Genomic DNA, 23,440 nt, shown 5'->3' on the forward strand with positions numbered 1-23,440 from the left:
GCTCGCTGCGTTCATTGGTGGCCGGCAAATCCGTGTTCATCGGCGTCCCTCCGTGGTTGGGGCAGGGTTGAGGGTTGAGCGTTGAGGGGGCGGCCAACCCACCCCTGGCCCCTCCCGGGAGGGGAGCTTCGGTTCGTGTGGTTCGTGTGGTTCGTGGTTAAACTGTCCCCGTGGCTGACGTCTTCAGCAAACGCAAGCGGTCCGAGGTGATGGCGCGCATCCGGTCGCGCGGGAATCGCGACACGGAGCTGGCGCTGGCGAAGTTGTTGCGCGCGCACGGCATCACGGGGTGGCGGAGGCAGAGGAAAATCCGGGTGACATGTGGCGAGTGGCGTGTGACAAGCAAAAGCCCAAAGCCACGCTCATCCCCATTCACTCATCACTCGTCACTGACCGTCACGCCTGACTTTGTATTCCTCAAACAACGCGTGACGGTATTCGTGGACGGCTGTTTCTGGCACGGTTGTCCGCGGCATGCGACGCAGCCGAAGAACAACGCGGCGTTCTGGCGGCGGAAGCTGGCGGGCAACCGGGCGCGGGACCGGCGGGTGAACCGGGCGTTGCGGCGGGCCGGCTGGCGCGTGGTGCGGATTTGGGAGCACGCCTTGCGGCGGGCCACCAAGGGCACGCGGCGCGGGGTGCAGAATGCGGCACGCGGCACGCCGGCCGTCGTGCGGCGGATGCGGCGGACCCTGGGCGCGGAGCAACCTGCGGCGGCGCCATTTTCGTGAATGCTGCGGCCCACGTGCGCGGGGTGCGCCTGGAGCCGTTTCATAACTTTCGCAGTCGTGATCGCAGCCGGAACCCCCGCACCCCGACCGCACCCATCCGCTGGAGGTGGCCGAAGGCCGGGTGCGGGGATGCCGATGCGCCGGCCGGCTGCATCATTCATGAACCGCCCGGTCACCCGTGGCGCTTCCGCGTGGTGAGCAAAATGCCGCAGAGGGATCCGGTGCCGGCGCCCAGCAGCATGCCGACCAGCGCCCCGAGCAGAATGTTGAGCGGCTTGTTGGGCCGGGCGGGGCGCGCGGCCGGCACGGCCGAATCCAGAACCTGAACTTTCAGCGGGCTGTGGATGGAGGCGTTGTAGCCGATGTAGGCCGCAGCCACGGCGTTGGCCAGTTTGGCCGCCTCGACGGGACTCTCATCCAGCGCGGCAATTTCGACGATGCTCGTTTTGGGAAGCGCCCGCACCTCCAAACGCTGCCGCAGCACCGTCACGCCAGCCGAGGCCGGGAGTTTGCGACCGTCGTTGTATCGCCGGCCCCACTGGTCCTCAAGATCGAGATTCGTCACCACGGTTTGCAGCACGCTTTGGGAGGTGAGCACCTCCAACTCCGTGGGCAGAACGCCGGCCTGCGCGGCTGGTTGCGCCGGACCCGACGGCGATTCGCTGACCATGGGTGCATCAATCCGCATCCGCGCGCTGCTCAAATAGCTTTCGGGCAGAATAAATGTGATGAGCGTGGCCGTGATGACAACGAGCAGAAAAACCGCCAGGCCGACCGGCAAGCCGACGGCCACCGCGGTGCTCCACTCCGAGTTCGGTTGCGACGTGCTCATATTCTTCGCTTCGTGCGTTTTGCGGCCTTGAATCAACTTTGCCGCTTACTCATACCGCAGCGACTCGATGGGATCGAGGTTCGCCGCCTTCCAGGCCGGGTAGGTGCCGAACACGATGCCAACGACGGAGCAGATCACCAATCCGATGGCGGCCCAGTCGAAGGGAATCACGGCCGGCAGTTTCAGAAAAAAGGCCGTGGCGTTGCCGCCGGCGATGCCCAGCAGCACACCGGCGGCGCCGCCCACCTGGCACAACATCACCGCCTCCATGATGAATTGCGTCATGACGTTGCGCTTCTTGGCGCCCACGGCGCGGCGGATGCCGATCTCGCGCGTCCGCTCGGTCACGCTGACCAGCATGATGTTCATGATGCCGATGCCGGCGGCAATCAGCGCGATGGAGCTGATGCCCGCCACGCCCAGCCGCACCACCCGTGTGAACTTGTTGAACTGCGCAATCAACGATTCGTTCGACACGACGTCAAAGTCGTCCGGCTCGCCGGGGCGCACCTTGCGAATCACGCGCATCGCACCGCGCGCCTCGTCCATGGTGTCCTCGAAGCTGGCGCGGTCGCGCGCCTGCACCAGCAGGCTCAGGCTGCGGCTCCAGCGGCCGAAGCGGTTCAACCCGGTGGTCAATGGCACAATCGCCAGGTTGTCCTGATTCCCCGCGAGCGACCCGCCCTTGGGTTCCAGCACCCCGATCACGGTGTAATCAATGCCGTTCACCTTCAACCGTTCGCCCAGCGGCGAACCGAGCGGGAAAACCGTCTTCGCCACCGTCGCCCCCAGCACCACCACATCCCGCGCGCCATCCACGTCCGCCTCCGAAATGCTCCGGCCGTCGGCGATCGTCCAGTTGCGCACGGGAAAGCTGCCGGGCGTTTCGCCGAACAACTGGACGTTGGGCGCCGTCTGGGCGAAGCGCGTTTCGACCTGGCCGCCCCAAAACGTTGTTTCGATGCCGACGCTTTCGGCCAGCGTGAGCCGTTCCCGCAGCTTTTTGCCCATGGCGTAGGTGATGTCCTTGCGGCGGGCGATGCGCTCCCAGTCCGCCGTGTTGAACATCAGGCCGGGCCGTTTCTGGATCATGAAGCTGTTGATGCCGAGCTGGCTGAGTTTCGACTCGATGTCGCTTTGCATCACGCGCAACGCGGTCATCACGACGATGATGGAGAACACGCCGATCAGCACGCCCAGCAGCGTCAGCGCGGAGCGGAGCTTGTGCGCGGTGATGGCCTGCATGGCCATGGCAAACCCTTCGCGCAGTTCGGCGAGCAACAGGGTGGGGCGGCGCAGGCTCATACCAGGGTCATTCAGCGCGCAGGGCGTCCACCGGGTTCAGGCGGGCCGCGCGCCACGCCGGGAGAAAGCCGGATACAATGCCCGTCCCGGCCGCGACCACCAGGGACAGGGCCACAATTTTGGCCGACAACGTGGCGGGCATCACCTTGGACATGCCCCACGTGGCGGGCCAGGCGATGACCAGTCCGATCAGCCCGCCCAGCACGCAAATGGCCGCAGCTTCAATCAGGAATTGAATCAGAATGGTCCGCCGGTTGGCGCCGATGGCCTTGCGGATGCCGATTTCCTTGGTCCGTTCGGCCACGGAGACGAACATGATGTTCATGATGCCGATGCCGCCCACGAACAGCGACAGCCCCGTGATGAACAGCCCCACCGCCGCGATGGTTCCGGCCACGCGATGAAACGTGTCCACAATCTGATCCTGCTGGTTGATGGAAAAATCGTCCTCCACGTTGGGCGCCAGATGCCGCACCTGCCGCGTGTAGTAACGCAGTTCCTCACGCGCCTCGTCGAGGTCCAGGTTGTTCTTCACCTTGACCTGCAGGGAAACGTCGGGATTGCCGTTGAACGCGACGAGAAACTGGTTCAACGGCACGACGACCTGGCTGTCGGCGCCCCCTCCGCCAAACAGGCCGCCCACCGGTTCCAAAACGCCCACCACGTCGAAACTGTTGTTCCCCAGCTTCACGCGGGCGCCGAGGGGCGGATCGGCCTTGAACAGGTTCGAGGCCACGGTGGCGCCCAGCACGCAGACCGGCCGGCCGCCGGCCGCCTCCGCCGCGGTGAGAAACCGGCCTTGCGCGACGGTGACGCCCGCCGATTGCAGATACGCCTCGGAGGTGCCCACCACGCTGACGGTGTCGGACTCGCGGCTTTTGTAGCTGATGGCGCGGCTCGTCTGCGCCACCGGCGCCACCGCCTGCGCGATGTCAATCTGCCGCATGACGGATTCAGCCTGCGCCACGGTGAAGACGCGCCGGCGGCTCATCCGCAGCCATTCTTCATGCGAGCTGATGATCCAGTCCATCCGCTGCACGTAGAGCACGTCGGCCCCGATGGAGGAGACGCTTTGCATGAAGGCGCGGTTCAACCCTTCGATGGCCGTGCCCATCAAGGTCACCGTGACGATGCCGATGACGATGCCCAGCGTGGTCAGGCAGGAACGCAGCTTGTTCGCGCGGATGGCCGACCACGCGATCAGCAAACCTTCCTTCAGCTCGGTGAAGAAGTTCATGGCCGGGGGCGCAGTTCATCACTCGCAATCAACCCGTCGCGAATGCGGACGATGCGCCGGGCATGGCGGGCAATGTCCTCCTCGTGCGTCACGAGAATGATGGTGTTGCCCTTGTTCGACAGCTCTTCAAACAGCGCCATGATTTCCTCGCCCGTGCGCGAGTCGAGATTTCCCGTCGGCTCGTCGGCGAGCAGGATGGAAGGCTTGTTGACCAGCGCCCGGGCGATGGCCACGCGCTGCCGCTGGCCGCCGGAGAGCTCGTTCGGCTTGTGCTGCATCCGGTCCGTCAGTCCGACGTTCGCCACCGCCGTCAGCGCCAGCTCGCGCCGTTCCGCCGCCGGCACGCCCGCGTAAATGAGCGGAAGCTCGACGTTGTGGAGCGCGCTTGAACGCGCCAGCAGATTGAACGTTTGAAACACAAACCCGATCTCACGGTTCCGGACTTCGGCGAGCGCGTTGTCGTCCATGTCGCTCACGTCGGTGCCGTTCAGCTCGTAGGTGCCCGCGGTCGGCGTGTCGAGGCAGCCGATGAGATTCATGAGCGTGGATTTGCCGGAACCGGACGGTCCCATGATGGCCACGTATTCGCCGCGCTCGATGCGCAACGACACCTCGCGCAACGCGTGCACCGTCTCGCTGCCCATCTGGTAGCGGCGCGAAATCTTGTCCAGTCGGATCAGCGCCATGCGTCAGCTCTTCTTGTCGGTCTCCGGCTTCTCCGCTCCGCCCTGGTGGATTTTCGAGCCGTCCTCCAGATCGCGCGTCACCGCCTTGAAGCCGCCCGAGACGATTTCCTCGCCCTCCTTCAGCCCGTCGGTGATTTCCCAGTAATTGTCGTCGCAGATGCCGATTTTCACGGGCGTCTGCTTGACGGTGTCGCCGTTCACCACGAACACCACTTCGACGGGTTTAGCCGCCTTGCGTTCGGCCCGGGCGCCGGCCGCGGGCGAGTTGGTCGGCGGATCCAGGCGGGCCAGGGCATTCGTGGCGGCCTTGGGCAGGCGCGCGGTCACGGCCGAGATGGGAACCGTCAGCACGTTGGTCCGGTAACGCGTTTCAATTTCTGCGGTCACCGACATGCCCGGCAGGAAGTTTTCCTTTTCCTTGATCCGGATGCGCACTTCGAACTTGGTGGCGTCCTGCGATGCACCGGCCGCGGCCGAGGCGGCACCCGGCAGGGCCGAACCCTTCGCAGAATTGGCGATTTCGGTGACTTCGCCCTTGAACTTGCGGTCCTTGAACGCGTCCACTTCGAGCCGCGCCACCTGGCCGGGCTGGATGAGCACGACGTCCATTTCGCCAATGTCCACCCGCGCCTCCATTTCGTTCAGGTCGGAGACCACCATGATGTCCGTGCCCGCCATCATGGCCGTGCCGACGACGCGTTCGCCGACCTGCGAAATCAGCCGCGTCACCGTGCCGTCGAGCGGCGCGTAAATGGTCGTCTTGCGCAAGTCCTCCTCCGCCTTGTCGAGCGACGCCTTGGCCATCTCGATTTGGTGCCGGGACTGCGTCAACTGGGCCTTCGCGATTTCGTAGGCCGTTTTCACGTCCAGGAAGGCGGATTCGGAAATGAGTTTGCGGTCGAACAACTCCTGGTTGCGTTTGAATTCGGCCTCGGCCTTGCCGAGGTTCGCTTCGGCGGTGGCTTCGCCCGCCAGCGAAACGGAGTAGCTGGCCTGCGCGGAATTGCGGCTGGCAACGTAGAAGTCCGGCTTGATGCGGACGAGCAAATCGCCCTTGTGCACGACCTGGCCTTCCTTGACCGGCAGTTCGATGATTTCGCCGCTGACCTCGGGGCTGATCTTCACCTGGGTCACCGGCTGGATGCGGCCGTTGGCGACGACGATTTCCGTCAAATCGCGCCGCGCGACTTTCTCGGTCTGCACGCGGATGAAGTGGTCGCGCTTGCTGAACGCCACCCACGCGCCCAGCCCGGCCAGCAGCAATGCCAGACCGCCCAAGACGATGATTTTTCTGCCTTTCCTTGAACGAGCCATTGATGTTGTTCCTTCCTCAGTTGTGCGCCCGGCGGATCCGCAGGCGGACCGGACGACTCAGTGCGCGCCCGTCAGGGTCGCCACCGCCTTCTGCATGCCGAGCGCAAATCCCAGCCAGGCGCCCGTGATGACCACCCAGACGCCGATCACCCACGCCATTCCTTTGACCACGGAAACCTCGCAAAGTTTTGCGAGGCCGATGGAAACCACCACCAGCGCCCACAGCGTGAAAACGTCCAGGCCAACCAGCGAGGTGTGCAACGGGTTCGTGGGATCGAAGGATTTGAGCAGGAGCACGGGACCGGGACTGGCGAAGAGGTTGCCAAGGGCCGCGCCCAGCAGGCCCTTCACCAAGGCGCCGATGGCGAGAATCACCAGCGACAACCCCGAAACCTCCACCGCCTTCAGGTATTCGACGGGGCGTTTGAAAATGAAACAGGCCCCCACCCACACAATGAAACCGCCCCAAAAGACCTTCACTCCGGCGGCAAACACAGGCGCCACAAATCCGCCAATCATCTGCCCGATGCCGGCAAAGCGGGCCGTGCTCGCCTTGATCTGATCCGCCTGCGCCTGCGTCATCTTGCCGGCGTCAATCTGCTTCTGGAACTGCTGTTGCATGGCGCGGTCCTGCACGTCGACCATCTGCTGCCGGATGGCCTCCTGCGAAAACAGGATGGCCGCCGCACACCAACTGGCGAGGAGGAACAGCGCCGCGGGCACCAGCCAGTTGGCGTGACACAGTGCCATCGCCTTGACTTCGGCGAACACGTCACCCGGCGCGACAAGGACGTTCAGCAAGCGGCTGGCAAGCCGCGACGAAGGCACGGCGGTGGCGGTTGCAACGGGCGGCGTGTCGGAGTTCATGGCGCGGCTGGGTTGTCGTTGACCTCGTCATTGGCCGGGCTGGGCACCCCCCAAGGGAATTTCCGGCGGTGGCGGGACTATAAACAGCCCTTGCTGTGAGGCCAATGAAATTGCGCATCGGCTACTTGAGCGCCGCCCCGGCGCCCAGCGCCATCACCAGCAGTTCGGATAACAGCCAGTATCCGAAAACCAGATAGGTGGCGCGAATCCATGGCCGGCCCGTCAGCCGCGCCAAGCCCGCCCCCAGGACGCCCACCAGCCAGAAGTTCATCAGGTTCAGCGCCACCGCCACCACGGTCTGGGACTGCGGAGAATTGAACTCCACCACGGACAGGCCCAGCCCGGACGCCGATCCGGCCGCACCGAAGCGGACCGTCAGCACCAGCAGCACGACGGAACTCAGCACCCCGATCATCGAGGCCAGTCCGGTGACTTCCAGCGACTTTCCATACGGAATGGGCGCCCGCAAAAAGGCCCGGGCCAGCAACCACATCACGAAGGCCCACCAGAAAATGCGCGCGACCCCGTAAGCCAGCGCGGCCGTGACCATGACCGCCTGCACCACCTTCGGCCGCGCCATCCGATCCACCATGGCCAGCAACTGGTCCGCGTCGGCCTGCGTCATTTTGCCGTCCTTGACGGATTGCGCCACCGAACTGGTCTGCGCCTCGCGCACCTTGTCCAGCAATTCATTCACCTGCTTTTGCGCCGTGGGCATGGAAAAGATGACGTAGGCGGACAAGGCCAGGGTAAGCCCGCCCAGCAACATCGGCACCAGCCAGTTGCCGGCCGCCCGCCGCGACACCCGCACCTCGTCAAAAACGTGATTGGGAATGGCGAATACGTTCAGCAACCGCGCGAGCAGGGACGACGCGGGCGGTGGGGGGGGCGGCGGCGCAGGAATGGTCTCCAGCACCGGAGGCAGTTCAGGGTCGTTGTCGGACATGATCAATCCGGTCACTACGCCGGATGACGAACCTGCCGCAAGCGCGCCGCCTTGTCGAGCTTGTCGCTGCGCAACGGCTGCGCCATAGTTTGCGCGCCGATTGTGAAAATTCTTGTCGCCATCACCGGAGCCAGCGGTGCGCTCTACGCCCAGCGCCTGCTGGACCACCTCGACCCGCGCCAGCACGAAATCCACATCGTGCTCAGCAACTACGCCAATCAGGTCATCCGCGAGGAACTGCCCGCCGGTTTGCAACTCCGGGAGGGCGTGCAAACGCACAGCCTCAAGAGCATGAATGCCCCGTTCGCCAGCGGCTCCAATCCGCCGGACGTCATGGTCGTCATCCCGTGCAGCATGGGCACCATGGGCCGCATCGCCCACGGTTACAGCGAGGACGTCCTGCTGCGCGCGGCCGACGTGGTGCTGAAGGAAAAGCGCCGGCTCATTCTCGTTCCGCGCGAAACGCCCTTGAATTTGGTTCACGTGAAGAACATGGAACTGCTGCTGCTGGCCGGCGCCACGATTCTTCCCGCCAATCCCTCCTACTACACGCGGCCCAACACCGTCGAGCAGGTCGTGGATACGGTCGTGGCCCGGGTGCTCGATCACATCGGCGTCTCCCATCAGCTCGTCGCGCGCTGGAGCGAGGAGAAGGAATAGAATGGAAAAACATCGAACACCGAACACTGAACGCCGAACATCGAACGGGGCAGGTGGACGCGGCACTGGGCGTGTATTCGATTTGGAGGATCGATTGCTGGAATTTGCTTCGGCGGTAATCGATGTCACGGAGAAACTCCCGAACTCCCGTTCGGGCAACCATGTAGCGGGCCAGTTGTTGCGCAGCGGCACCTCACCGTTTTCAAATCACGGGGAGGCGGAATCCGCTGAATCACCCGATGATTTCATCCACAAGCTGAAGATTTGCTTGAGGGAACTTCGTGAAACCCGGCGGTGGCTTCGGTTGATTTATCGCCAGAGCTGGCTGCGAACTGACCAGCAACTTCAGGCGGCTCTCATCGAAGTGGAGGAGTTGACGCGCATCTTCGTCGCCAGCATCCGCACAGCTAAACAGAACCAGATTCAGAGCAAAACCAACAAGTCAACCCCAGACACTCGAAGCTGAAACACTTCGGTGTTCAGTATTCGATGTTCGATGTTCGATGTTTTCCTTAATTAGCAAATGGGCCGGCTTCGTGCGCTTCTCGCACACCATTTTCGCCCTGCCGTTCGCGCTGGCGGCGATGGCGGTCGCCGCGCGTGACCAGCGCGGCTGGCCCGGCTGGCGCACGTTTGGATTGATCCTGGCCGCGATGGTCTGCGCCCGCACCTGTGCGATGGCGTTCAACCGCATCGTGGACCGCAAGTTCGACGCGGAAAACCCCCGCACGGCCAAACGGCACCTGCCCGCGGGCCAGATCAGCCTCGCCAGTGCCGTCCTGCTGTGCCTGCTGGCCGCCGCCGGCCTGATCGGCGCCGCATTCTTTCTGAATCCGCTCTGCTTCCGGCTCTCGCCGGCGGCGTTGATCGTCATTTGCTTCTACTCGCTGACCAAACGGTTCACGGATTTCACCCACGTCTTTCTCGGCGTCGCGCTGGCGTTGGCTCCCATCGGCGCGTGGCTCGCCGTGAAAGGCGCCCACGTCTCATCGCTGGAAATCCTGCAAATGTCCGTGCTCGCCGTCGCCGTCATCCTGTGGCTCGTCGGGTTCGACATCATTTACGCCTTGCAGGACTACGATTTTGACCGCACGCGCGGTCTGCACTCGCTGGTGGTGCGTTGGGGGCCCGATAACGCCCTGGCCGCCGCCTTCCTGGCGCACATGATCATGTGCGGCCTGCTCTTCGCCTTCGGCCAGCTCTGCCGGTTCCGCATCGCCTACACGGTGGGCTGGACCCTCATCGCGCTCTGTCTGGCGCTGGAACATTGGATTGCCCGCCGCCGCAGCCTGAACTGGATCAACCTCGCCTTCTTCCGGCTGAACGCGCTCATCAGCATGGTCTTTCTTGCCGTGACCGTGGCGGAAGTCGTCTTCCACGGCGGATTCCAGCTTGCCGACCACTGAAGCCGCCCCCCCGGTCCAACCGCAGGCTTGACATGCCTAACACATCAAGGCATAGTGTCGCTATGCTTGCAAAGGAACTGGTCGCCGCCTCCACCGTGCCGCTCGTTTTGTCCGTATTGACCGAGGGCGAAAGCTACGGCTACGCGCTCATCCAGCGCGTGCGCGAATTGTCCGGCGGCAAGATCGAGTGGACCGAGGGCATGCTCTATCCCGTGCTGCACTGGATGGAGAAGGAGAAGTTGATCGAGGCCGAGTGGCGCGAGGCCGAGACCGGCCGGAAGCGGAAGTATTATCGGCTGCGCAAGGAAGGCCGCAAAGCTCTGGTGCAGGAAAAACAACAATGGCTGACCGTCCACGAAACCCTGAGCAATCTATGGAAAACTCAACTGCGTTCGACCTGAACCTGGCGATTCAACGCTGGCAAAATGCGCTGGCCCAATCACCCGCGCTGCAAAGCGAACACCGTGACGAACTGGAATCGCACCTGCGCGATTCCGTCAGCGAGCTGCACGCACACGGACTTTCGGAAGAGGAATCCTTCCTCGTGGCGGTTCGCCGGATGGGGCGGCCCGACGCGCTGGGCGAGGAATTCGGCAAGGTGAACACCGTGGCGATCTGGCGCACCCGCGCCGTCTGGATGCTGGCGGGGATGCTGTTCCTGACCATCGGGTGGGATTTCCTCGAAACGGTTGCGGCGGCGACGGCCTATGTGAGCAGCGCGTTCAGTTCTGATGGTTTGCTGCTGGGCTGGCTCGGCGGCGCTGCCCGAATGGCGATGTTTGCCGGCATGGCCTGGATGTTCTGGCGTCTCGCGAACGGCCGCTGCAGCGGCTTGGGAAGATTCACCCAACCACTCAGTCGGCGTCCTGTTCTGTGCGTGCTGATGGCTGTTTTGGGGTTGGGATTGTTGAGCTTTACCCGCCTCGCGTTCCAGATGCTTTACATCCGGAATCTCGCGCCTGTCCCGCTCGGGCAAAGTTACCTCATCCAGCGCTGGTTCACGGCTTCAACCCCCTTGATCCAGATCGCGCTCATCATTGCGCTGATCGCGAAACTCAGGTCTTGGCGATCCGGCAACCGAACTGGCTCGCGCGTCGCCACGTGGATGCTCATTCTTACGGTCGCCATCGGGCTGACGCTCGCCCCGGCTTCCGCTCAATCCAATGCCGCTTCGCCAAACAGCGCTCCCTCCGAGAAGCAGGCTCTCGTCACGCTGGACCACGCCATGACACTCTGGCGCGCGGGCAAGAAGGACGAGGCGGCGGTGCAATTCCTCGCTGTGGACTTCAGCAAGCGGCCGCTCTTTCCCTCCGGCTCCGTGCTGAACTTCACCGAAGCCCAATTTATCGCCCTGCCCCAAGCTGCCCGCGACAAGATGGCGAAGCCCATGCAGGACGACCTTCAGACCCTCAAGCAAATCGCCGCCCACGTCCGCGCCGCTGGCGAAGCCGCCAAAACCGCCGGGGATACGACCAAGGCCACGCAGTGCTCCACACAGTTGCAAAAATGCGGCGACGCCTTTGACCAGCCAGATTCGCTCGCGCTCCGCAAACTCGTGGGCAAGGCGTTCAAAAAGATGGCAGTCACGGCGCCCAAATGAAGCACGCTGAATCCGCCTGCCCGCGCGTTTGACGCATTTGCCTTGCCCCGCAATCGCTGCTTTAATGGGCGAGCGATGCATTTTTTTGTTCAACGCAGCGAACTGCGCGACATCTACGACAAAGTGGCCGAGGGCCGGCGGATTTCCGAGGCTGACGCGCTCCGCCTTTTCGAGAGCAAGGACCTCAATGCCGTCGGCGCCATCGCCGACCTGGCGCGCCAGAAGAAAGTCGGCGACCGCGCCAGCTATATCGTCAACCGCTACATCAACTACTCGAATTACTGCATCCTGAGCTGCCAGTTCTGCTCCTTCGCGCGCAAGAAACGCGACGCCGACGGCTTCCAGTTCACCGTGCCCGAGATGGTCGAGAAGGCGCGCGAAGCGTTGAAGATTGGCATCACCGAACTGCACATTGTCGGCGGGTTGCACCCCTCGCTGCCGTTCAATTACTACACGGATATGCTCAAAGCGCTGAACGCGCTCAATGATGAATCGTGTAGCACCCGTGTCTCGCGGGCCGGTTCGGGCGTCTCGCCCGAATCATCGGACGCTGCCAGTTTGGGGGCCGAAAAGTCAGGAGAGGAAGATTTTCGGCGGGACGCCGAAAACAACCCGCGAGACACGGGTGCTACACGACTTCATTTGAAATGCTTTACTGCGATTGAAATCCTTCACCTGGCGTGGCTGGCCAAGAAATCGGTTGAGCAAACACTGATTGAATTGAAAGAGGCCGGCCTCGATTCACTCACGGGCGGTGGCGCGGAAATTTTCCGCAAGGAAGTCCGCAGCGCCATCGCCAAGGGCAAGGAATCCGCCGAGGAATACCTCGACGTGCATCGCACGTGGCACCGGCTTGGCCAGCGCAGCACCTGCACCATGCTCTTCGGCCACGTGGAATCGCTCGCCGACCGCGTGGACCACCTCCGCATGCTCCGCGAATTGCAGGATGAAACGCACGGCTTCGTCGGCTTCATCCCGCTCGCGTATCAGCCCGAGCACAACAACATCCCCGTCACGCACCCGCCGACCGGCTACGACGCGCTGCGCACCATCGCGGTCGCGCGCACCTACCTCGACAACTTCGACCACGTCACGGCCTACTGGGTCGGGCTGGGGATGAAGCTGGCGCAGGTGGCGTTGAGCTACGGCGCGGACGACATCCACGGGACGATCATCGAGGAACACATCTTCCGCATGGCCGGCGGGCAGGCGCCGCAACTGCAGGCCGAGGCGGACCTGCTGAAAGCCATCCGCGAAACCGGCCGCACGCCCGTCCAACGAAACACCTTCTACGAGCCCATCAAAGTCTGGGAGCCGTTGCCGGCAGCGAACAACGGCGGTGAGCTGAAACAGCAACCTTCCGCCGGGCTGGAGAAGAATCTGGCGACAGGGTGAGGACAATGGGTCCGACCACTAACAATGCGGAAGCAGAAAGAATGGCAGCTGAGCTACATCATGTGCTCTACGAGATTAAGATGCTTACGCACGCCGTTTTTGCCCTCAGTGAGCGTAATCTTCGCAACGACTATCGGAATGCGTGGATCGAGTCGTTCGCAATACACGCCCGTAACTTGAACGGGTTTTTCGGGATCAAGAAGAAGCCGAAGGATGGCAAAAAGGGATACATGAGAGCCGGCCATTTTGTTGAATGGAACAACTCTTATCAAATCAACGGAAAGCTGGATGCTCGTGCTTGCGAGCAAGTGGCTCATATCACATTTAATCGCGAAGCCCCGGAAAAGAAGACTGGTTGGGACGTCAAAGGTGTTTATGAATTGCTGCGCGTGCCTTCAATGGAGTTTCTTAAGGCAGTCGCTGCCGACGAAACTCTCATGGCTTGGGGCGATAATCGGCAGCAGACGGAAGAATTGCTTAGTTTTCTTCCGCGGATCGCAATCGTCTGATTGTATACCCACGGCTTTTGAAGCCCGGCGCTGACGGTCCGAGCTGCACGGGCGAGCAACGGCTACGCTGGGTCTGCGTTCCACAATTCTCCGCTACCCTGAAAGGTTTCCATCACGCGCAGTTTGGTTCCACGTCCTCCCTCACCCTGACCCTCTCCCCAAGGAGAGGGAACAGCCGTTGCTCGTCTCCTGATTACTCGACAGCGCTCGTGCCATATACAGCGCACGGGTTTTTCCAAAGAGCGACGAGCGTTTCTCCTTCTCCTGGGGGAGAAGGCCGGGATGAGGGCGGGCGTCCACTCGATTTGGTAGGGACGCCGCGCTGGCGGCGTCCCCGTCGCCGAGCGCAGCGTCAGGCGACGGAATCGGGAGTCGTGCGACTCACCCCACAAGGGAGCACCACCTGACGCTTCGCTCGGTGGTGCGGACATTGCAGCGCGATGTCTCTACCAGCCGTGGGCTGAGCGAGGAGTATAGCCGCTGGCCGTCTCCGGCTGCCCGATGATCTCCGCGCGGATTCCGGCGCACAACATTTCCAATCATCGGCGAGCGCTTCTCCTTCTCCCGGGGGAGACTTGAGCCGCTTGGGAAGTGGCGTAAGGAATTCGGCCGAGCCGAATGCCCGCAGGGCCGAATGAGCGGGAGCGAATGAGTCCACGCCGGGTGAGGGCGGGCGTCCACTGGCTTCGTCCCTGCACCGGCTGACCGGCAACCTGGCTGCGCGCCCGCCTCAATTTCCCACCGCTCTCCCTCAACCTGCCGGAGCGCCGGCGTCCTCGCCGGCTTGGGTCGTGCGCCAGCCGAAAGCCGGCGAGGACGCCGGCGCTCCCATCAGCGCATTCCGGGCGCATCCCGTGACACGCATGGCCAAAAGTGGCGCGTGGACGCATTGCATGCATTGCCGCGAATTGGAATGCTCACCGGACAGGCGGGGACGCCTGTCCCACACACGGGGCGACCCTGCCGGATGAGCTTGGCCGCCGTTGCCTATTTCGCGGCGGTCCACTTCGCGAAATCGCGCAGCAGCTCGCGCGGGTTGCCGGTGAACCAGGCGTAGCCATCGCGGCGTTCGCGTGAGAGGTCGGCGACGTCATCGTGAATGGTCTTGTCGCGGTCGCCGAAGATCGGCCGGTCGGTGCCGATCTGGTAGAAACGCGCCCACACCGGTCCACTGCCGGGCGTCGGCACGAGCAGCCGTCCCTGCCCGGGCACGGTGCGGAACGCTTGGTCGCGGATTTGCGTGCGTTCGAACCACGCCGCCGCCCCGCGCACCGCCGCTTCGACCTCCGCATCCGGCCGGGGTAATTCCATGAGCAACCGGGCGAGCGCGGCGCTTTCCGCGCTGCACAACGACGACATTTCGAAATTGCGGGCGGCGGTGGGCAGCAGCGTCAGGGCGTCGTGCTGTTGACACCAAACGGTGCGCCGGCCGTTTTCCCGGACCTGGGTGGCGAGCAGACAGGTGACGGCCCGGCGCACGCTCGCGGCGGCCTGCTGGCGCAGTTCGGCGCTGGTGAATGGATAATCCTCCCGTCCCGCCGCCACTTCCTGCAGAAACTGCATCACGTTCAACATGGCGTTGTCGTTGTAGGTGATGGCGTCGTGGTAGCCGCCCTGCAACGGCCACACCTGCGGCCAGCCGCCGTTCGGGTATTGCGCCGCGAAGAGGTAGCCGCAGCCGCGCGTGAATGCCTCGCGATACGCCGCCGGCGCGTTCGAGCCGGCCGCAGCGATGACCTTTGCCAAGAAGCGCAGTTCGCTGGTGGTCGCGCCGTTGTCGATGGTGCCAACGTAACTCCACTGCACCCCGCCCAACGCGTCGTTGTCGTTCGTGCCCACGAAGCGCGAACGGTTGTCCGGCGCAAAGCTCTCACCCGCCGCGCGCGGATGCCGGGACAGGTCGAGATTTTTGCTCCAGCCGCCGGCGGGCGTCTGGAAGGAGAGCACAATGTCCGCGAGCCGCCGGGCCTCCGCTCCCGCATACCATTCTGGTGGCCGCGTCAACGGCAGCGAACGCGCGTTTTTGTCCGCCGGCGGCCGCGTGGATTCCTGCAACCCGCGCCGGGCCAGCTCCTGTTGCAGCGCCAGTTGATCGGTCCGCCGTTGCGCCCGCGTGCGGGCGAGGTATTCGCGCCAGGCCGGCTGTTCCGCGGCGGGCAGCGCGGCAATGCGCTCCGCCGTCACCGGCCGGGCCGCGACGTTGGTGCCGATGGCGGAACCCCGCGCCGGCCGGCCGCCGACGCAGACGACGAAGAGCAAGCCAAGGGCGAACGGGTGACGGGTCATGATTCGACAATCTTGCGCGCCCGGCCCAGCGAACCCAAGTTAAACACCTGCGTGTAACCCATCGCCCGCAGGCGGCGCCGGGCGATGGCGCTGCGCGTGCCGCTCAAGCAGTGCAACAGCAGCGGCGCGTTCGGGTCGGACGCCACCGTGCGGATGCGCTCCGCCAGTTCGTCGAGGGGCACGTTGATCGCGCCCCGCACGTGGCCGCCGTTGAATTCGCCGCGGGAACGGACATCCAACACTTTCGCTCCTTGTTGCAGCCACCGCCGCGCGGCCGCCTCCGAAATCTGGCCCGCTTTTTTGAGCCCGAGCAGCAACAGGAACAAACTCACGCCGACGGCCAGGATTACAAAAGAGCTGTTGTCCATGGGCACAGATTCGGAGACGATGCGGGGAAAATCCAGCGTGAATCCGGCCGCGCGCCGCGGCGTCGAACCCACTCAGCCAATTCCCATGAAACCCATCCTGCTCTCCGTCTTGTTGAGTCTTGTGGCCACGTGTCCGGTCCGGGCGGACCTCACCCTCGCCCGCGACGGCCAGGCCCAATGCGTCATCGTCCGGCAGCCCGGCGCCACGCCTGCCGAGACGAATGCCATCGCCGAACTGGCCGCCACCTTGCATGAAATCACCGGCTCCGCATTCGTCATCGTCGAGGCCAGCAACCAACCGCCCGCGCCCGCCATCATTGTTGGGCCGGGACCGGCGGCGCGCGCGGCTTTTCCCAAGGTGGATTGCGCCAGGCTCGGCGCGGAAGAGATCGTCATTCACACGTGGGGCAATCGCCTGCTGCTGGCCGGCGGGCATCCGCGCGGAACGCTTTATGCCGTCAGCCAGTTTCTGCAACAGCAATGCGGCGTGCGTTGGTGGACGCCATGGGCCACGCGCATCCCCAAACAGCCCACGCTCAAAATCGGTTCGCTGAACGTGCGCTACCAGCCGGTGTTCGAAGCGCGCGATCCGTTTTGGTTTCCCGCGTTCGACGCCCGCTGGGCCGTGCGCAACCGGTCCAACAGCCAGTCGGCCAACATTCCGGACGATTGGGGCGGCTGCATTCGCTACAAGGGTTTCGTTCACACGTTCTACTCGCTCGTGCCGCCCGCGGAACATTTTGCCCAACATCCGGAATGGTTCAGCCTCCGCAACGGGAAGCGCACGCACGACAACGCGCAGCTTTGCCTGTCGAATCCGGAATTGCGCGACTTCGTTGTCGAACGCGTAAAGCAATGGCTGCGGGAATCGCCCAACGTGCGGATCATTTCCGTCTCGCAAAACGACTGCCAGGGCTGGTGCGAATGCGCGCAATGCCAGGCGCTGGATGACGCCGAAGGCAGCCATGCCGGATCGATGATTGCCTTCGTCAATTACGTCGCGGAGAAAATCGAAAAGGATTTCCCGCAGGTCGCGGTGGACACGCTGGCCTATCAATACACGCGGCACCCGCCACGCACGCTCCGGCCGCGTCCGAACGTCATCGTCCGGCTGTGCAGCATCGAGTGCAACTTCCGCGACCCGCTCGACGCGCCGGCGAACGCGAAATTCGCCGAGGACATCCGCGGCTGGGCGAAGCTCTGCGACCGGCTTTACCTCTGGGATTACACGACCGACTTCGCGCACTACGTCCAGCCGCATCCGAACTGGTTCACGCTCGGGCCAAACGTGCGGTTCTTTGCGGCGAACCACGTGAAGGGCGTCTTTGAACAGGGCGCCTATCAGGGGTTCGGTGCCGAGTTTGCCGAACTCCGCGCGTGGGTGCTGGCGCAATTGCTCTGGAATCCCGCGCAGGACGACCGCGCGCTCATCGATGAATTTCTGGACGGCTACTACGGCCCGGCCGCGCCGCCGATTCGCGCCTATCTGCAATTGATGCACGACGCCTCGGCGGGCTGGAATCTCACCTGCTATTCGCCGCCGAACGCGAAGTTCCTGAACTTCACCACGCTTGCCGCCGCGGAGAAACTCTGGGCCGAAGCCGAACAGCTCGCGCCGCCGGAAATTCTGCCCCGCGTGCAGCTCGCCCATCTCTGGCCGCGTTACGTCTGGCTGAGCCAGTGGGACCGGTTGCGCAAGGAATGCACCGCCGCTGGCGCCGTTTGGCCATTGAACGAATCCCGCGTCACCGAAGCGGAGAGCTGGCTGCGGCTCGCGCAAGGCCAGCCGGGAATGCCGTGGACACGCATTGCGCGCATCAACGAGCCGGGACTAACGCCGGAAAAGTTCGTGGAGCAAATCCGCCAGAAAAACTGAGGCGCGCGCGAGAACACAGGACGAGGCAGCTCCGGACGAGCCGGCTCCCCCTCACCAAGAACCGGAGCGCCGACTTGCAGTCGGCTTTGGAGTTATCGAACATCCAAAGCCGGTCACAGACCGGCGCTCCGCCCGGGCAGTTCAAGGGTTCAAAGCGCGAACCGGTTCGGGAAATTCTCTCCCGTGAAACCGGAGCCCGCTCCGTAGTGGGACAGGCATCCTGCCTGTCCTGTGGCGCGGTCAAACTCGGGGCAACCCTGCTCCCAATGACGGCCTCACCGGACAGGCATCCTGCCTGTCCCACTAATCGCTCAATCATCGTCGCCCACCAGCTTCACCGCCCATTCAGGATACGGCGTCTGCGGCCCTTTCATCGCGCGCCAGAGGATGCGATTGAGCGTGTCCTCGGGGCACTGGTCCGGTTCGGTGAGCGGCAATCGCGCACTCACGAGTGCATCACGACGCAATTGCGCGTCGGCCACCTTTTTCGGATCCGGATTCATTTCGTCGAGCGGCACTTGATTCGTCACCGCTGTGAATGGCGCGAAGTCGGGCACGTCGGTGAAGCAATCCGCCATCGGCGTGGCTGTGGCGTCGAGCTGGTTCATCGGCGGCAGGCCGAGGATGAGTTCCATCGTGCGGATCAAGCTCGTCTGGTTGTAACGCGTGTGGATGACTGCGCCGCGTTTGGTGTAGGGGCTGGCCACGTAGGCCGTCGAACGGTAGCCGCTGACGTGATCCCAGCCGTCCTGCGGATCGTCTTCCATCGCGAACACCACCGTGTTCGACCAAAATGAACTGTGGCTGAGCGCCTCAATCACCTGCCCCATGGCGAGGTCATTGTCGGCCACCTGCGCGGCAGGCGTGGGCTGGCCGACGCCCGTGCCGCTGGTGTGATCATTCGGCAAATAAAGAATCGTGAACGCCGGAAGACTGCCGTTGCGTTCACATTCCTGAAGATTGGCGATGAACTGTTGCGCCCGCCAGACGTCGGGGATTTTCAAATCCCAACCTGCGGTGTTCGTCACGATGTAGGGCTGCAACGAGGCGATGCCGGCTTCGCTCCAGCGCCGAACCGTATTCGTGCCTTTGGTGAAATCCTCCCAGTGATCGCGGAAGTGAATTCTCCCTTTGCGGGTCGGATCGGCCCATCGCGCCTGGGTGAAGCAAAACTCGCCGAACACGCGCAGCGACCGGCCGTGCGCCAGCAGGTTGTCCCAGATGAAGCCGGCGGGCGAATACGCCAGCGCGTCCACGTCGTCCTCGCCCGCGCCGTCGGGATAGCTGCGCGGAAAACCGGCGAAGGACTTTTCCATGTAATCCGTGGCCATCGCGGTCGTGGCCCATTGATGCCCGTCCGCGCTGAGAATGCCCGAGCAGTAGGTGTTGTCGAGCAGGGCGAATTCACGCACGATCTGGTGCTGGTTCGGCGTCACGCGTTCGCCGAAAATGCAGAGGCTCGGGTCGCCATTGCCGCGCAAATCGTCGCCGAGCACCTGATCGTAGGTGCGGTTTTCCTTGATGATATACACCACGTGCCGAAACACGCCGGGCTCGCCGACCCGCTCGGGCACGGGCCGCGGCGGCTGACCGGGCCGCGCCGGCAACGCCGCCTGACGCAACCGGGGATAGCGCATGTTCGCCAGCGCGATGCCGGTGTATTTCCGCAGGCCCCATTTCGCGGGCACCGGCACCAGCGAGAGTGAGCCAGTGTATTGATGGGTGTTGAAGCCCACGCCCGGTGCGCGCCGGGCCTGCATGGGCCGGGCGGGCAGGCCCTTGATGTTCGCCACGCAAAGCTGATCGCGCCGCGCGTCGAAGACGATGGCGCCCGGAAACCAGCCCACGGGAATCAAGCCCTGCCATTCGGATTTCCCCGGCTTGAACGCGATGACGGCCACGGCGTTCTGCGTGCCGTTGCACACGAACAACCGCCGGCCGGATTTGTCGAACGCGAGCGCATTCGGTTGCGCGCCGAACAAATCGCCGGGGTTTTGCCGCGCCCAGATGGTTTCCACAATCTGGTCCGTGCGCGTGTCGATGACTGAAAGCGTGTCGCTGCCGGCGTTCGCCACCACGAGGTGACGCCGGTTCGGCGACACCGCCAGCGCGGAGGCGTGCAGGCCGACCAAAAGCTCCGCATTCTGCATTCCGCGCTCCGCGCTTAACTCAATCACGCTGACCGAGCCCTCGCTTGCAATGGAGCGCACCGGATCCACGCGCACCACTGTGCCGCGACCGGCCGGACCCGTGAGATCGCCCGGCCCGGGCCGGCGCCCGCCCCAATTGCTGACGTAGGCTTTGTGCCCCACGAGCACCACGTCGTAAGGCGCCACGCCCACGTCCCACGTGCGCAGGACCTGGCCCGAGGCGGCATCGAGCTCGAACAGGCGATTGGACAAGTTTCCGCACACGTAAAGTCGCGAACCATCCGCGGACAACGCGAGGCCGGCGGGAATTTCATTCTTCCGGCGCGGCACATTGGCCGGCGGCAGCGGCATGGAAAACCGGCCGGAGATTTTCCCATCCTTGGCCACCGTGAACACCTTGACGCTGCCGTTGACGTTGGCGAGGTAAAGCCGCTTGCCATCGGGCGAGAAAATCAGCCCGGTGTAGCTCAACTGGCCGTCCTGGTCGGGCTCGAGAATGTTCGCCGAAACCGCATCCGGCACTTCGTTGGCCTGGTCGGAAGGGAGCGCGACGTGCTGGAGGATTTGACCACTGGCCGGGTTGAGCACCAACAGCTCACTCTTCTTGCCGGTGGTTACCAGCAGCCGACCATTGGGGCTGAGCGCCAGTGCCTGCGGGCGAAAGCCGGGCAGCGACACGAACCGGCCCACCGGCGTGAGCCGCTGGTTGACCGGCGTCATCCATTCATCCGGACCGGTTTGCGCCACCGGGCCCGTATCCGGCAATTCGGCCCGCAGCAGGACGGGACTGAGCAGCAGCAAAGCCAGCACCCGGTGGGCGGCGAAACCTTTCCGAAACGGCAGGGGGCATGTCATGGTGGATTGAGACTGCCAAAGGCGGCGGGAGATTCAACTTTGGTTTGCATCCCTTCGGAAGGCGACGCAGCTTTCAACCGTGACAAATGGAGTGAGCAAATTGAGATCCTTGACTTTTGTGGTGACGATCTTGCTGGTCTCCATGCCTTCCCCCGCTCAAGTCGCAGTTGCAATACCCGAACACAATGCTCCAGCACTGAAGCGAGTTGAGCTGCTCCATTTGAATGGGAACGGGGCATTCGTTTTCACTCTGTGCCCGACTTCCAGAGATTTGTTTTTGTCCTTCGATTCGGAGAACAACCGCATTGTTCATCGCTGGAACTTGGATACAGGCCGGAAAATGAATTCGTATTCCCTCCCCAAGAAGTATCGTTGCGAAGCAGCAATTGTGTCTCCCGATGGCAGAGTCCTGGTCATGGTGGGCTACGACATGCTTCACGACGCCTTGCATTCGACCAACAAAGTCAGGCTGGTTGATGTTCAACAGGGCAAACTGATCAAGGATTTAAATTACGATATCACGCCAGCCCGTGTTCAGTTCAGCAAAGATGGCAAGCTAATCCTGACGCGCCAATACACCGAAGAGCACGGCGGTGAGCATGTTTACGATCTCACTGGAAAAGAGCATCGGAACATTGATTTGAAGCTATTCGACGAAATCGAAAAGCCGACAGTCTGGGAAATATCAAACCGCAAGGGCGGCCCACGCCCAGGGCTATTTTACCGAGACCCAGCGGGCAATGACTTGCGGCTTTATCCTGGTCCAGATACTTACTGGAGCGATGTTTTCCGGTATGTTGTTTCACCAGATGGCCGCTTCGTCGCCTGTTCCACCGATACGGGCAGACTAAAAATTTGGTGTCTCCCAAAGGCTAAACTTGTTTTTGAGGCACAAGTCGGCAAAGGGCCCTTCGGTCTGATGTATGATCCAAAGAACCAGCGTTTCCTCTTCACCGAGGAGAGCCCAGACAAAACGACCCGGGTAAAAGCTGTCGAGGTCAAAACGGCGAATTAAAGTTTGGCCGCCTAACACACTTTCCCATTTTCATTCGCCACCGTTTCACCCATTTTCCCCGCACGCAAATGGCTGACGACAAGACCAAACACCGTGCTATACATCCTCGCCAAACATCCGGTCCAGCGCGTCCGGGTCGGTGATGTAATGCGGGTCAAACTCGAAGGCGGTGGCCCGACGCGGCAAGCGGAATTCCGCCAGCAACGCGGCTTTGATCTTCGGCGTCGCCAGCATGCGGTCCAGATACACGATAAACCGGTGTTCGGCTTGCAGGTAAAGCACCCGTCCGCGCGGCACATGGATGTAGTCCGTATCGCGCAGTGCGGGGAACTGGCGTTGAAACCTGGGCCACACCTTGACGTGATCGCGTCCACCCTGAACCACGCCGCCAAAGGGCACGCCCTCGCTCAACGCCACTGTCTCCGCCAGCAACCGCCCGCGCCACCACCAGTAAATCCCGACGCGCGGCGAAATCGTTTTCGTCACGCGGCGTGGTTTGCGTTGCGTTGATCCGGCAGGTTTCTTCGGCATTGAGCCGCAAGCTACACCCAATTTCGATTCTGCAAACTTTGGTTCCGTGTGGTTACGTTGAATCCGGTTCGCGTATTTGGCGTGTTTCGCGGTTCCCCCCCCAGCCCGCGTTCATTCGGATCACGCGCAATTTTCTCATTTTTCCCGGACGCAAATGGCTGGCGGAAACTCATCGCCTCCCGCCGGTTCCCGTGATAATCTGCAACCGCATACGAAAGCCAGAGCCATGAACATTACGCTGACCAAAGATTTGGAGAAATTTGTGGCGGTCAAAGTCCGCTCCGGCGGTTACGCGGACGCGAGCGAAGTGGTGCGCGAGGCGTTGCGTGGACTCCGCACCCAGGACGATCCGGCGGAATATGACTCGCCGGAACTGGCGGCTTTGCTCCTTCCCGCAGTGCGCGGTTCGCATCGGCCACTGACCGCACAAAAATTTTCGCAACTGCGGCGGCGTGCTCGCCGCCGTCCCGCCCGGGCGTGAAGCTTGCACTCAAGCATGCCGGTTTCTTCTGGGAGGACATGGCGCGGCAGGTGGACTGGTATCGCGACGAAGCCAGTCCGGAAGTGGCTGAACGGTTTGTGGACGCGGTTGAAGCGACGCTGAATCTCCTGGCCCGCCAGCCTGACTTGGGGCGCTCGCGATTCCGCAACTGGCCGGAACTGGCTGGGATTCGTTCTTACCGCGTGCACAAACCGTTTCATCGTTTTCTGATCTTCTATCGTCACGATGGTTCAAACTTGTTTGCGGAAAGGCTGATCCACGGCGCACGGGATTTGCCCAGACGCCTGCTCGAATTGCCTCGCGTCGAGAAACCGTAACGGCAGGAGTGGTTGACGGTGCTTCGCCTGCATTCAGCCGCACTTTCCCATT

Annotated in this window: 23 protein-coding genes; 12 read left to right on the forward strand and 11 right to left on the reverse strand. The window is 63.0% G+C overall.

The features are described from left to right. Positions 1-170 precede the first annotated feature (170 nt). Positions 171-731, forward strand: a complete 561-nt coding sequence (locus VFV96_02430; GenBank protein ID HEU5069249.1) for a very short patch repair endonuclease — start codon at positions 171-173, stop codon at positions 729-731. Positions 732-903: 172 nt separating this feature from the next. Here VFV96_02430 and VFV96_02435 read toward each other — a convergent pair whose 3' ends face one another. From VFV96_02435 to VFV96_02465, 7 genes are all read right to left on the reverse strand, one after another. Further along, entirely contained in the window at positions 904-1,563 is a 660-nt protein-coding gene (locus VFV96_02435; protein ID HEU5069250.1) for a hypothetical protein, read from the reverse strand. A 45-nt stretch (positions 1,564-1,608) separates the two neighbouring features. Beyond that, positions 1,609-2,868: an ABC transporter permease gene (locus tag VFV96_02440; protein ID HEU5069251.1), complete on the reverse strand. Its 1,260-nt coding sequence runs from the start codon at positions 2,866-2,868 to the stop codon at positions 1,609-1,611. Between the two features lie 7 nt (positions 2,869-2,875). Beyond that, the gene (locus tag VFV96_02445; GenBank protein HEU5069252.1) at positions 2,876-4,105 is read right to left on the reverse strand and encodes an ABC transporter permease; all 1,230 of its coding nucleotides are present in this window, start codon (positions 4,103-4,105) and stop codon (positions 2,876-2,878) included. Next, the gene (locus VFV96_02450) at positions 4,102-4,791 is read right to left on the reverse strand and encodes an ABC transporter ATP-binding protein (GenBank protein HEU5069253.1); all 690 of its coding nucleotides are present in this window, start codon (positions 4,789-4,791) and stop codon (positions 4,102-4,104) included. The genes VFV96_02445 and VFV96_02450 overlap by 4 nt, the downstream gene beginning before the upstream one ends. 3 nt (positions 4,792-4,794) lie before the next feature. Further along, positions 4,795-6,105, reverse strand: coding sequence for an efflux RND transporter periplasmic adaptor subunit (locus VFV96_02455; GenBank protein ID HEU5069254.1), 1,311 nt, complete (start codon positions 6,103-6,105; stop codon positions 4,795-4,797). A gap of 57 nt (positions 6,106-6,162) precedes the next feature. After that, positions 6,163-6,972 (reverse strand): YIP1 family protein, encoded by an 810-nt coding sequence (locus VFV96_02460; GenBank protein HEU5069255.1) that lies wholly within the window; start codon positions 6,970-6,972, stop codon positions 6,163-6,165. A gap of 121 nt (positions 6,973-7,093) precedes the next feature. Continuing rightward, positions 7,094-7,918 (reverse strand): YIP1 family protein, encoded by an 825-nt coding sequence (locus VFV96_02465; GenBank protein ID HEU5069256.1) that lies wholly within the window; start codon positions 7,916-7,918, stop codon positions 7,094-7,096. A 102-nt stretch (positions 7,919-8,020) separates the two neighbouring features. Between VFV96_02465 and VFV96_02470 the strand changes: the two genes are divergently transcribed. From VFV96_02470 to VFV96_02500, 7 genes are all read left to right on the forward strand, one after another. Beyond that, positions 8,021-8,578, forward strand: coding sequence for a UbiX family flavin prenyltransferase (locus VFV96_02470; protein HEU5069257.1), 558 nt, complete (start codon positions 8,021-8,023; stop codon positions 8,576-8,578). 1 nt (position 8,579) lies between these two features. Further along, positions 8,580-9,044 carry a four helix bundle protein gene (locus VFV96_02475; GenBank protein HEU5069258.1) on the forward strand — a complete coding sequence of 155 codons (465 nt, stop codon included), beginning with the start codon at positions 8,580-8,582 and terminating at the stop codon, positions 9,042-9,044. Between the two features lie 37 nt (positions 9,045-9,081). After that, positions 9,082-9,984: a UbiA-like polyprenyltransferase gene (locus VFV96_02480; protein ID HEU5069259.1), complete on the forward strand. Its 903-nt coding sequence runs from the start codon at positions 9,082-9,084 to the stop codon at positions 9,982-9,984. Between the two features lie 62 nt (positions 9,985-10,046). Further along, entirely contained in the window at positions 10,047-10,385 is a 339-nt protein-coding gene (locus tag VFV96_02485) for a helix-turn-helix transcriptional regulator (GenBank protein ID HEU5069260.1), read from the forward strand. Beyond that, positions 10,358-11,584, forward strand: a complete 1,227-nt coding sequence (locus tag VFV96_02490; protein HEU5069261.1) for a permease prefix domain 1-containing protein — start codon at positions 10,358-10,360, stop codon at positions 11,582-11,584. The genes VFV96_02485 and VFV96_02490 overlap by 28 nt, the downstream gene beginning before the upstream one ends. 75 nt (positions 11,585-11,659) lie before the next feature. Then, positions 11,660-12,979, forward strand: a complete 1,320-nt coding sequence (locus tag VFV96_02495; protein ID HEU5069262.1) for a radical SAM protein — start codon at positions 11,660-11,662, stop codon at positions 12,977-12,979. Between the two features lie 41 nt (positions 12,980-13,020). Continuing rightward, on the forward strand, positions 13,021-13,488 hold the full coding sequence (locus VFV96_02500; protein ID HEU5069263.1) for a hypothetical protein: 468 nt from the start codon (positions 13,021-13,023) through the stop codon (positions 13,486-13,488). Positions 13,489-14,475: 987 nt separating this feature from the next. Here the strand turns inward: VFV96_02500 and pelA are convergent. Together pelA and VFV96_02510 are read right to left on the reverse strand one after the other, a co-directional pair. After that, positions 14,476-15,774 (reverse strand): pectate lyase, encoded by a 1,299-nt coding sequence (gene pelA, locus VFV96_02505; GenBank protein HEU5069264.1) that lies wholly within the window; start codon positions 15,772-15,774, stop codon positions 14,476-14,478. After that, complete coding sequence (locus VFV96_02510) at positions 15,771-16,142, reverse strand: rhodanese-like domain-containing protein (protein ID HEU5069265.1); 372 nt, start codon at positions 16,140-16,142, stop codon at positions 15,771-15,773. The genes pelA and VFV96_02510 overlap by 4 nt, the downstream gene beginning before the upstream one ends. Before the next feature lie 85 nt (positions 16,143-16,227). On the opposite strand from VFV96_02510, the gene VFV96_02515 reads away from it, so the two are divergent. Further along, positions 16,228-18,018 carry a DUF4838 domain-containing protein gene (locus tag VFV96_02515; GenBank protein HEU5069266.1) on the forward strand — a complete coding sequence of 597 codons (1,791 nt, stop codon included), beginning with the start codon at positions 16,228-16,230 and terminating at the stop codon, positions 18,016-18,018. Positions 18,019-18,329: 311 nt separating this feature from the next. Here the strand turns inward: VFV96_02515 and VFV96_02520 are convergent, their stop codons facing one another. Continuing rightward, entirely contained in the window at positions 18,330-21,023 is a 2,694-nt protein-coding gene (locus tag VFV96_02520) for a bifunctional YncE family protein/alkaline phosphatase family protein (GenBank protein HEU5069267.1), read from the reverse strand. Between the two features lie 118 nt (positions 21,024-21,141). On the opposite strand from VFV96_02520, the gene VFV96_02525 reads away from it, so the two are divergent. Then, the gene (locus VFV96_02525) at positions 21,142-22,038 is read left to right on the forward strand and encodes a WD40 repeat domain-containing protein (protein HEU5069268.1); all 897 of its coding nucleotides are present in this window, start codon (positions 21,142-21,144) and stop codon (positions 22,036-22,038) included. Between the two features lie 96 nt (positions 22,039-22,134). Here the strand turns inward: VFV96_02525 and VFV96_02530 are convergent, their stop codons facing one another. Further along, positions 22,135-22,569, reverse strand: a complete 435-nt coding sequence (locus VFV96_02530) for a hypothetical protein (protein HEU5069269.1) — start codon at positions 22,567-22,569, stop codon at positions 22,135-22,137. A gap of 226 nt (positions 22,570-22,795) precedes the next feature. Here VFV96_02530 and VFV96_02535 point away from each other — a divergent pair, with 226 nt between their 5' ends. Next, positions 22,796-23,050: a type II toxin-antitoxin system ParD family antitoxin gene (locus VFV96_02535; protein ID HEU5069270.1), complete on the forward strand. Its 255-nt coding sequence runs from the start codon at positions 22,796-22,798 to the stop codon at positions 23,048-23,050. Further along, entirely contained in the window at positions 23,047-23,388 is a 342-nt protein-coding gene (locus VFV96_02540) for a type II toxin-antitoxin system RelE/ParE family toxin (protein HEU5069271.1), read from the forward strand. The genes VFV96_02535 and VFV96_02540 overlap by 4 nt, the downstream gene beginning before the upstream one ends. Positions 23,389-23,440 lie beyond the last annotated feature (52 nt).

It is taken from the genome of Verrucomicrobiia bacterium (genome assembly GCA_035765895.1).
In the GTDB taxonomy this organism is placed as follows: Bacteria; Verrucomicrobiota; Verrucomicrobiia; order Limisphaerales; family DSYF01; genus DSYF01.

Bases quoted from the DNA above. Each gene is read 5' to 3' on its own strand.
- VFV96_02435 (HEU5069250.1), bottom strand. From the start codon at position 1,563: ATGAGCACGTCGCAACCGAACTCGGAGTGGAGCACCGCGGTGGCCGTC.
- VFV96_02440 (HEU5069251.1), bottom strand. From the start codon at position 2,868: ATGAGCCTGCGCCGCCCCACCCTGTTGCTCGCCGAACTGCGCGAAGGG.
- VFV96_02445 (HEU5069252.1), bottom strand. From the start codon at position 4,105: ATGAACTTCTTCACCGAGCTGAAGGAAGGTTTGCTGATCGCGTGGTCG.
- VFV96_02450 (HEU5069253.1), bottom strand. From the start codon at position 4,791: ATGGCGCTGATCCGACTGGACAAGATTTCGCGCCGCTACCAGATGGGC.
- VFV96_02455 (HEU5069254.1), bottom strand. From the start codon at position 6,105: ATGGCTCGTTCAAGGAAAGGCAGAAAAATCATCGTCTTGGGCGGTCTG.
- VFV96_02460 (HEU5069255.1), bottom strand. From the start codon at position 6,972: ATGAACTCCGACACGCCGCCCGTTGCAACCGCCACCGCCGTGCCTTCG.
- VFV96_02465 (HEU5069256.1), bottom strand. From the start codon at position 7,918: ATGTCCGACAACGACCCTGAACTGCCTCCGGTGCTGGAGACCATTCCT.
- VFV96_02475 (HEU5069258.1), top strand. From the start codon at position 8,580: ATGGAAAAACATCGAACACCGAACACTGAACGCCGAACATCGAACGGG.
- VFV96_02480 (HEU5069259.1), top strand. From the start codon at position 9,082: ATGTTTTCCTTAATTAGCAAATGGGCCGGCTTCGTGCGCTTCTCGCAC.
- VFV96_02485 (HEU5069260.1), top strand. From the start codon at position 10,047: ATGCTTGCAAAGGAACTGGTCGCCGCCTCCACCGTGCCGCTCGTTTTG.
- VFV96_02490 (HEU5069261.1), top strand. From the start codon at position 10,358: ATGGAAAACTCAACTGCGTTCGACCTGAACCTGGCGATTCAACGCTGG.
- VFV96_02495 (HEU5069262.1), top strand. From the start codon at position 11,660: ATGCATTTTTTTGTTCAACGCAGCGAACTGCGCGACATCTACGACAAA.
- VFV96_02500 (HEU5069263.1), top strand. From the start codon at position 13,021: ATGGCAGCTGAGCTACATCATGTGCTCTACGAGATTAAGATGCTTACG.
- pelA (HEU5069264.1), bottom strand. From the start codon at position 15,774: ATGACCCGTCACCCGTTCGCCCTTGGCTTGCTCTTCGTCGTCTGCGTC.
- VFV96_02510 (HEU5069265.1), bottom strand. From the start codon at position 16,142: ATGGACAACAGCTCTTTTGTAATCCTGGCCGTCGGCGTGAGTTTGTTC.
- VFV96_02515 (HEU5069266.1), top strand. From the start codon at position 16,228: ATGAAACCCATCCTGCTCTCCGTCTTGTTGAGTCTTGTGGCCACGTGT.
- VFV96_02520 (HEU5069267.1), bottom strand. From the start codon at position 21,023: ATGACATGCCCCCTGCCGTTTCGGAAAGGTTTCGCCGCCCACCGGGTG.
- VFV96_02530 (HEU5069269.1), bottom strand. From the start codon at position 22,569: ATGCCGAAGAAACCTGCCGGATCAACGCAACGCAAACCACGCCGCGTG.
- VFV96_02535 (HEU5069270.1), top strand. From the start codon at position 22,796: ATGAACATTACGCTGACCAAAGATTTGGAGAAATTTGTGGCGGTCAAA.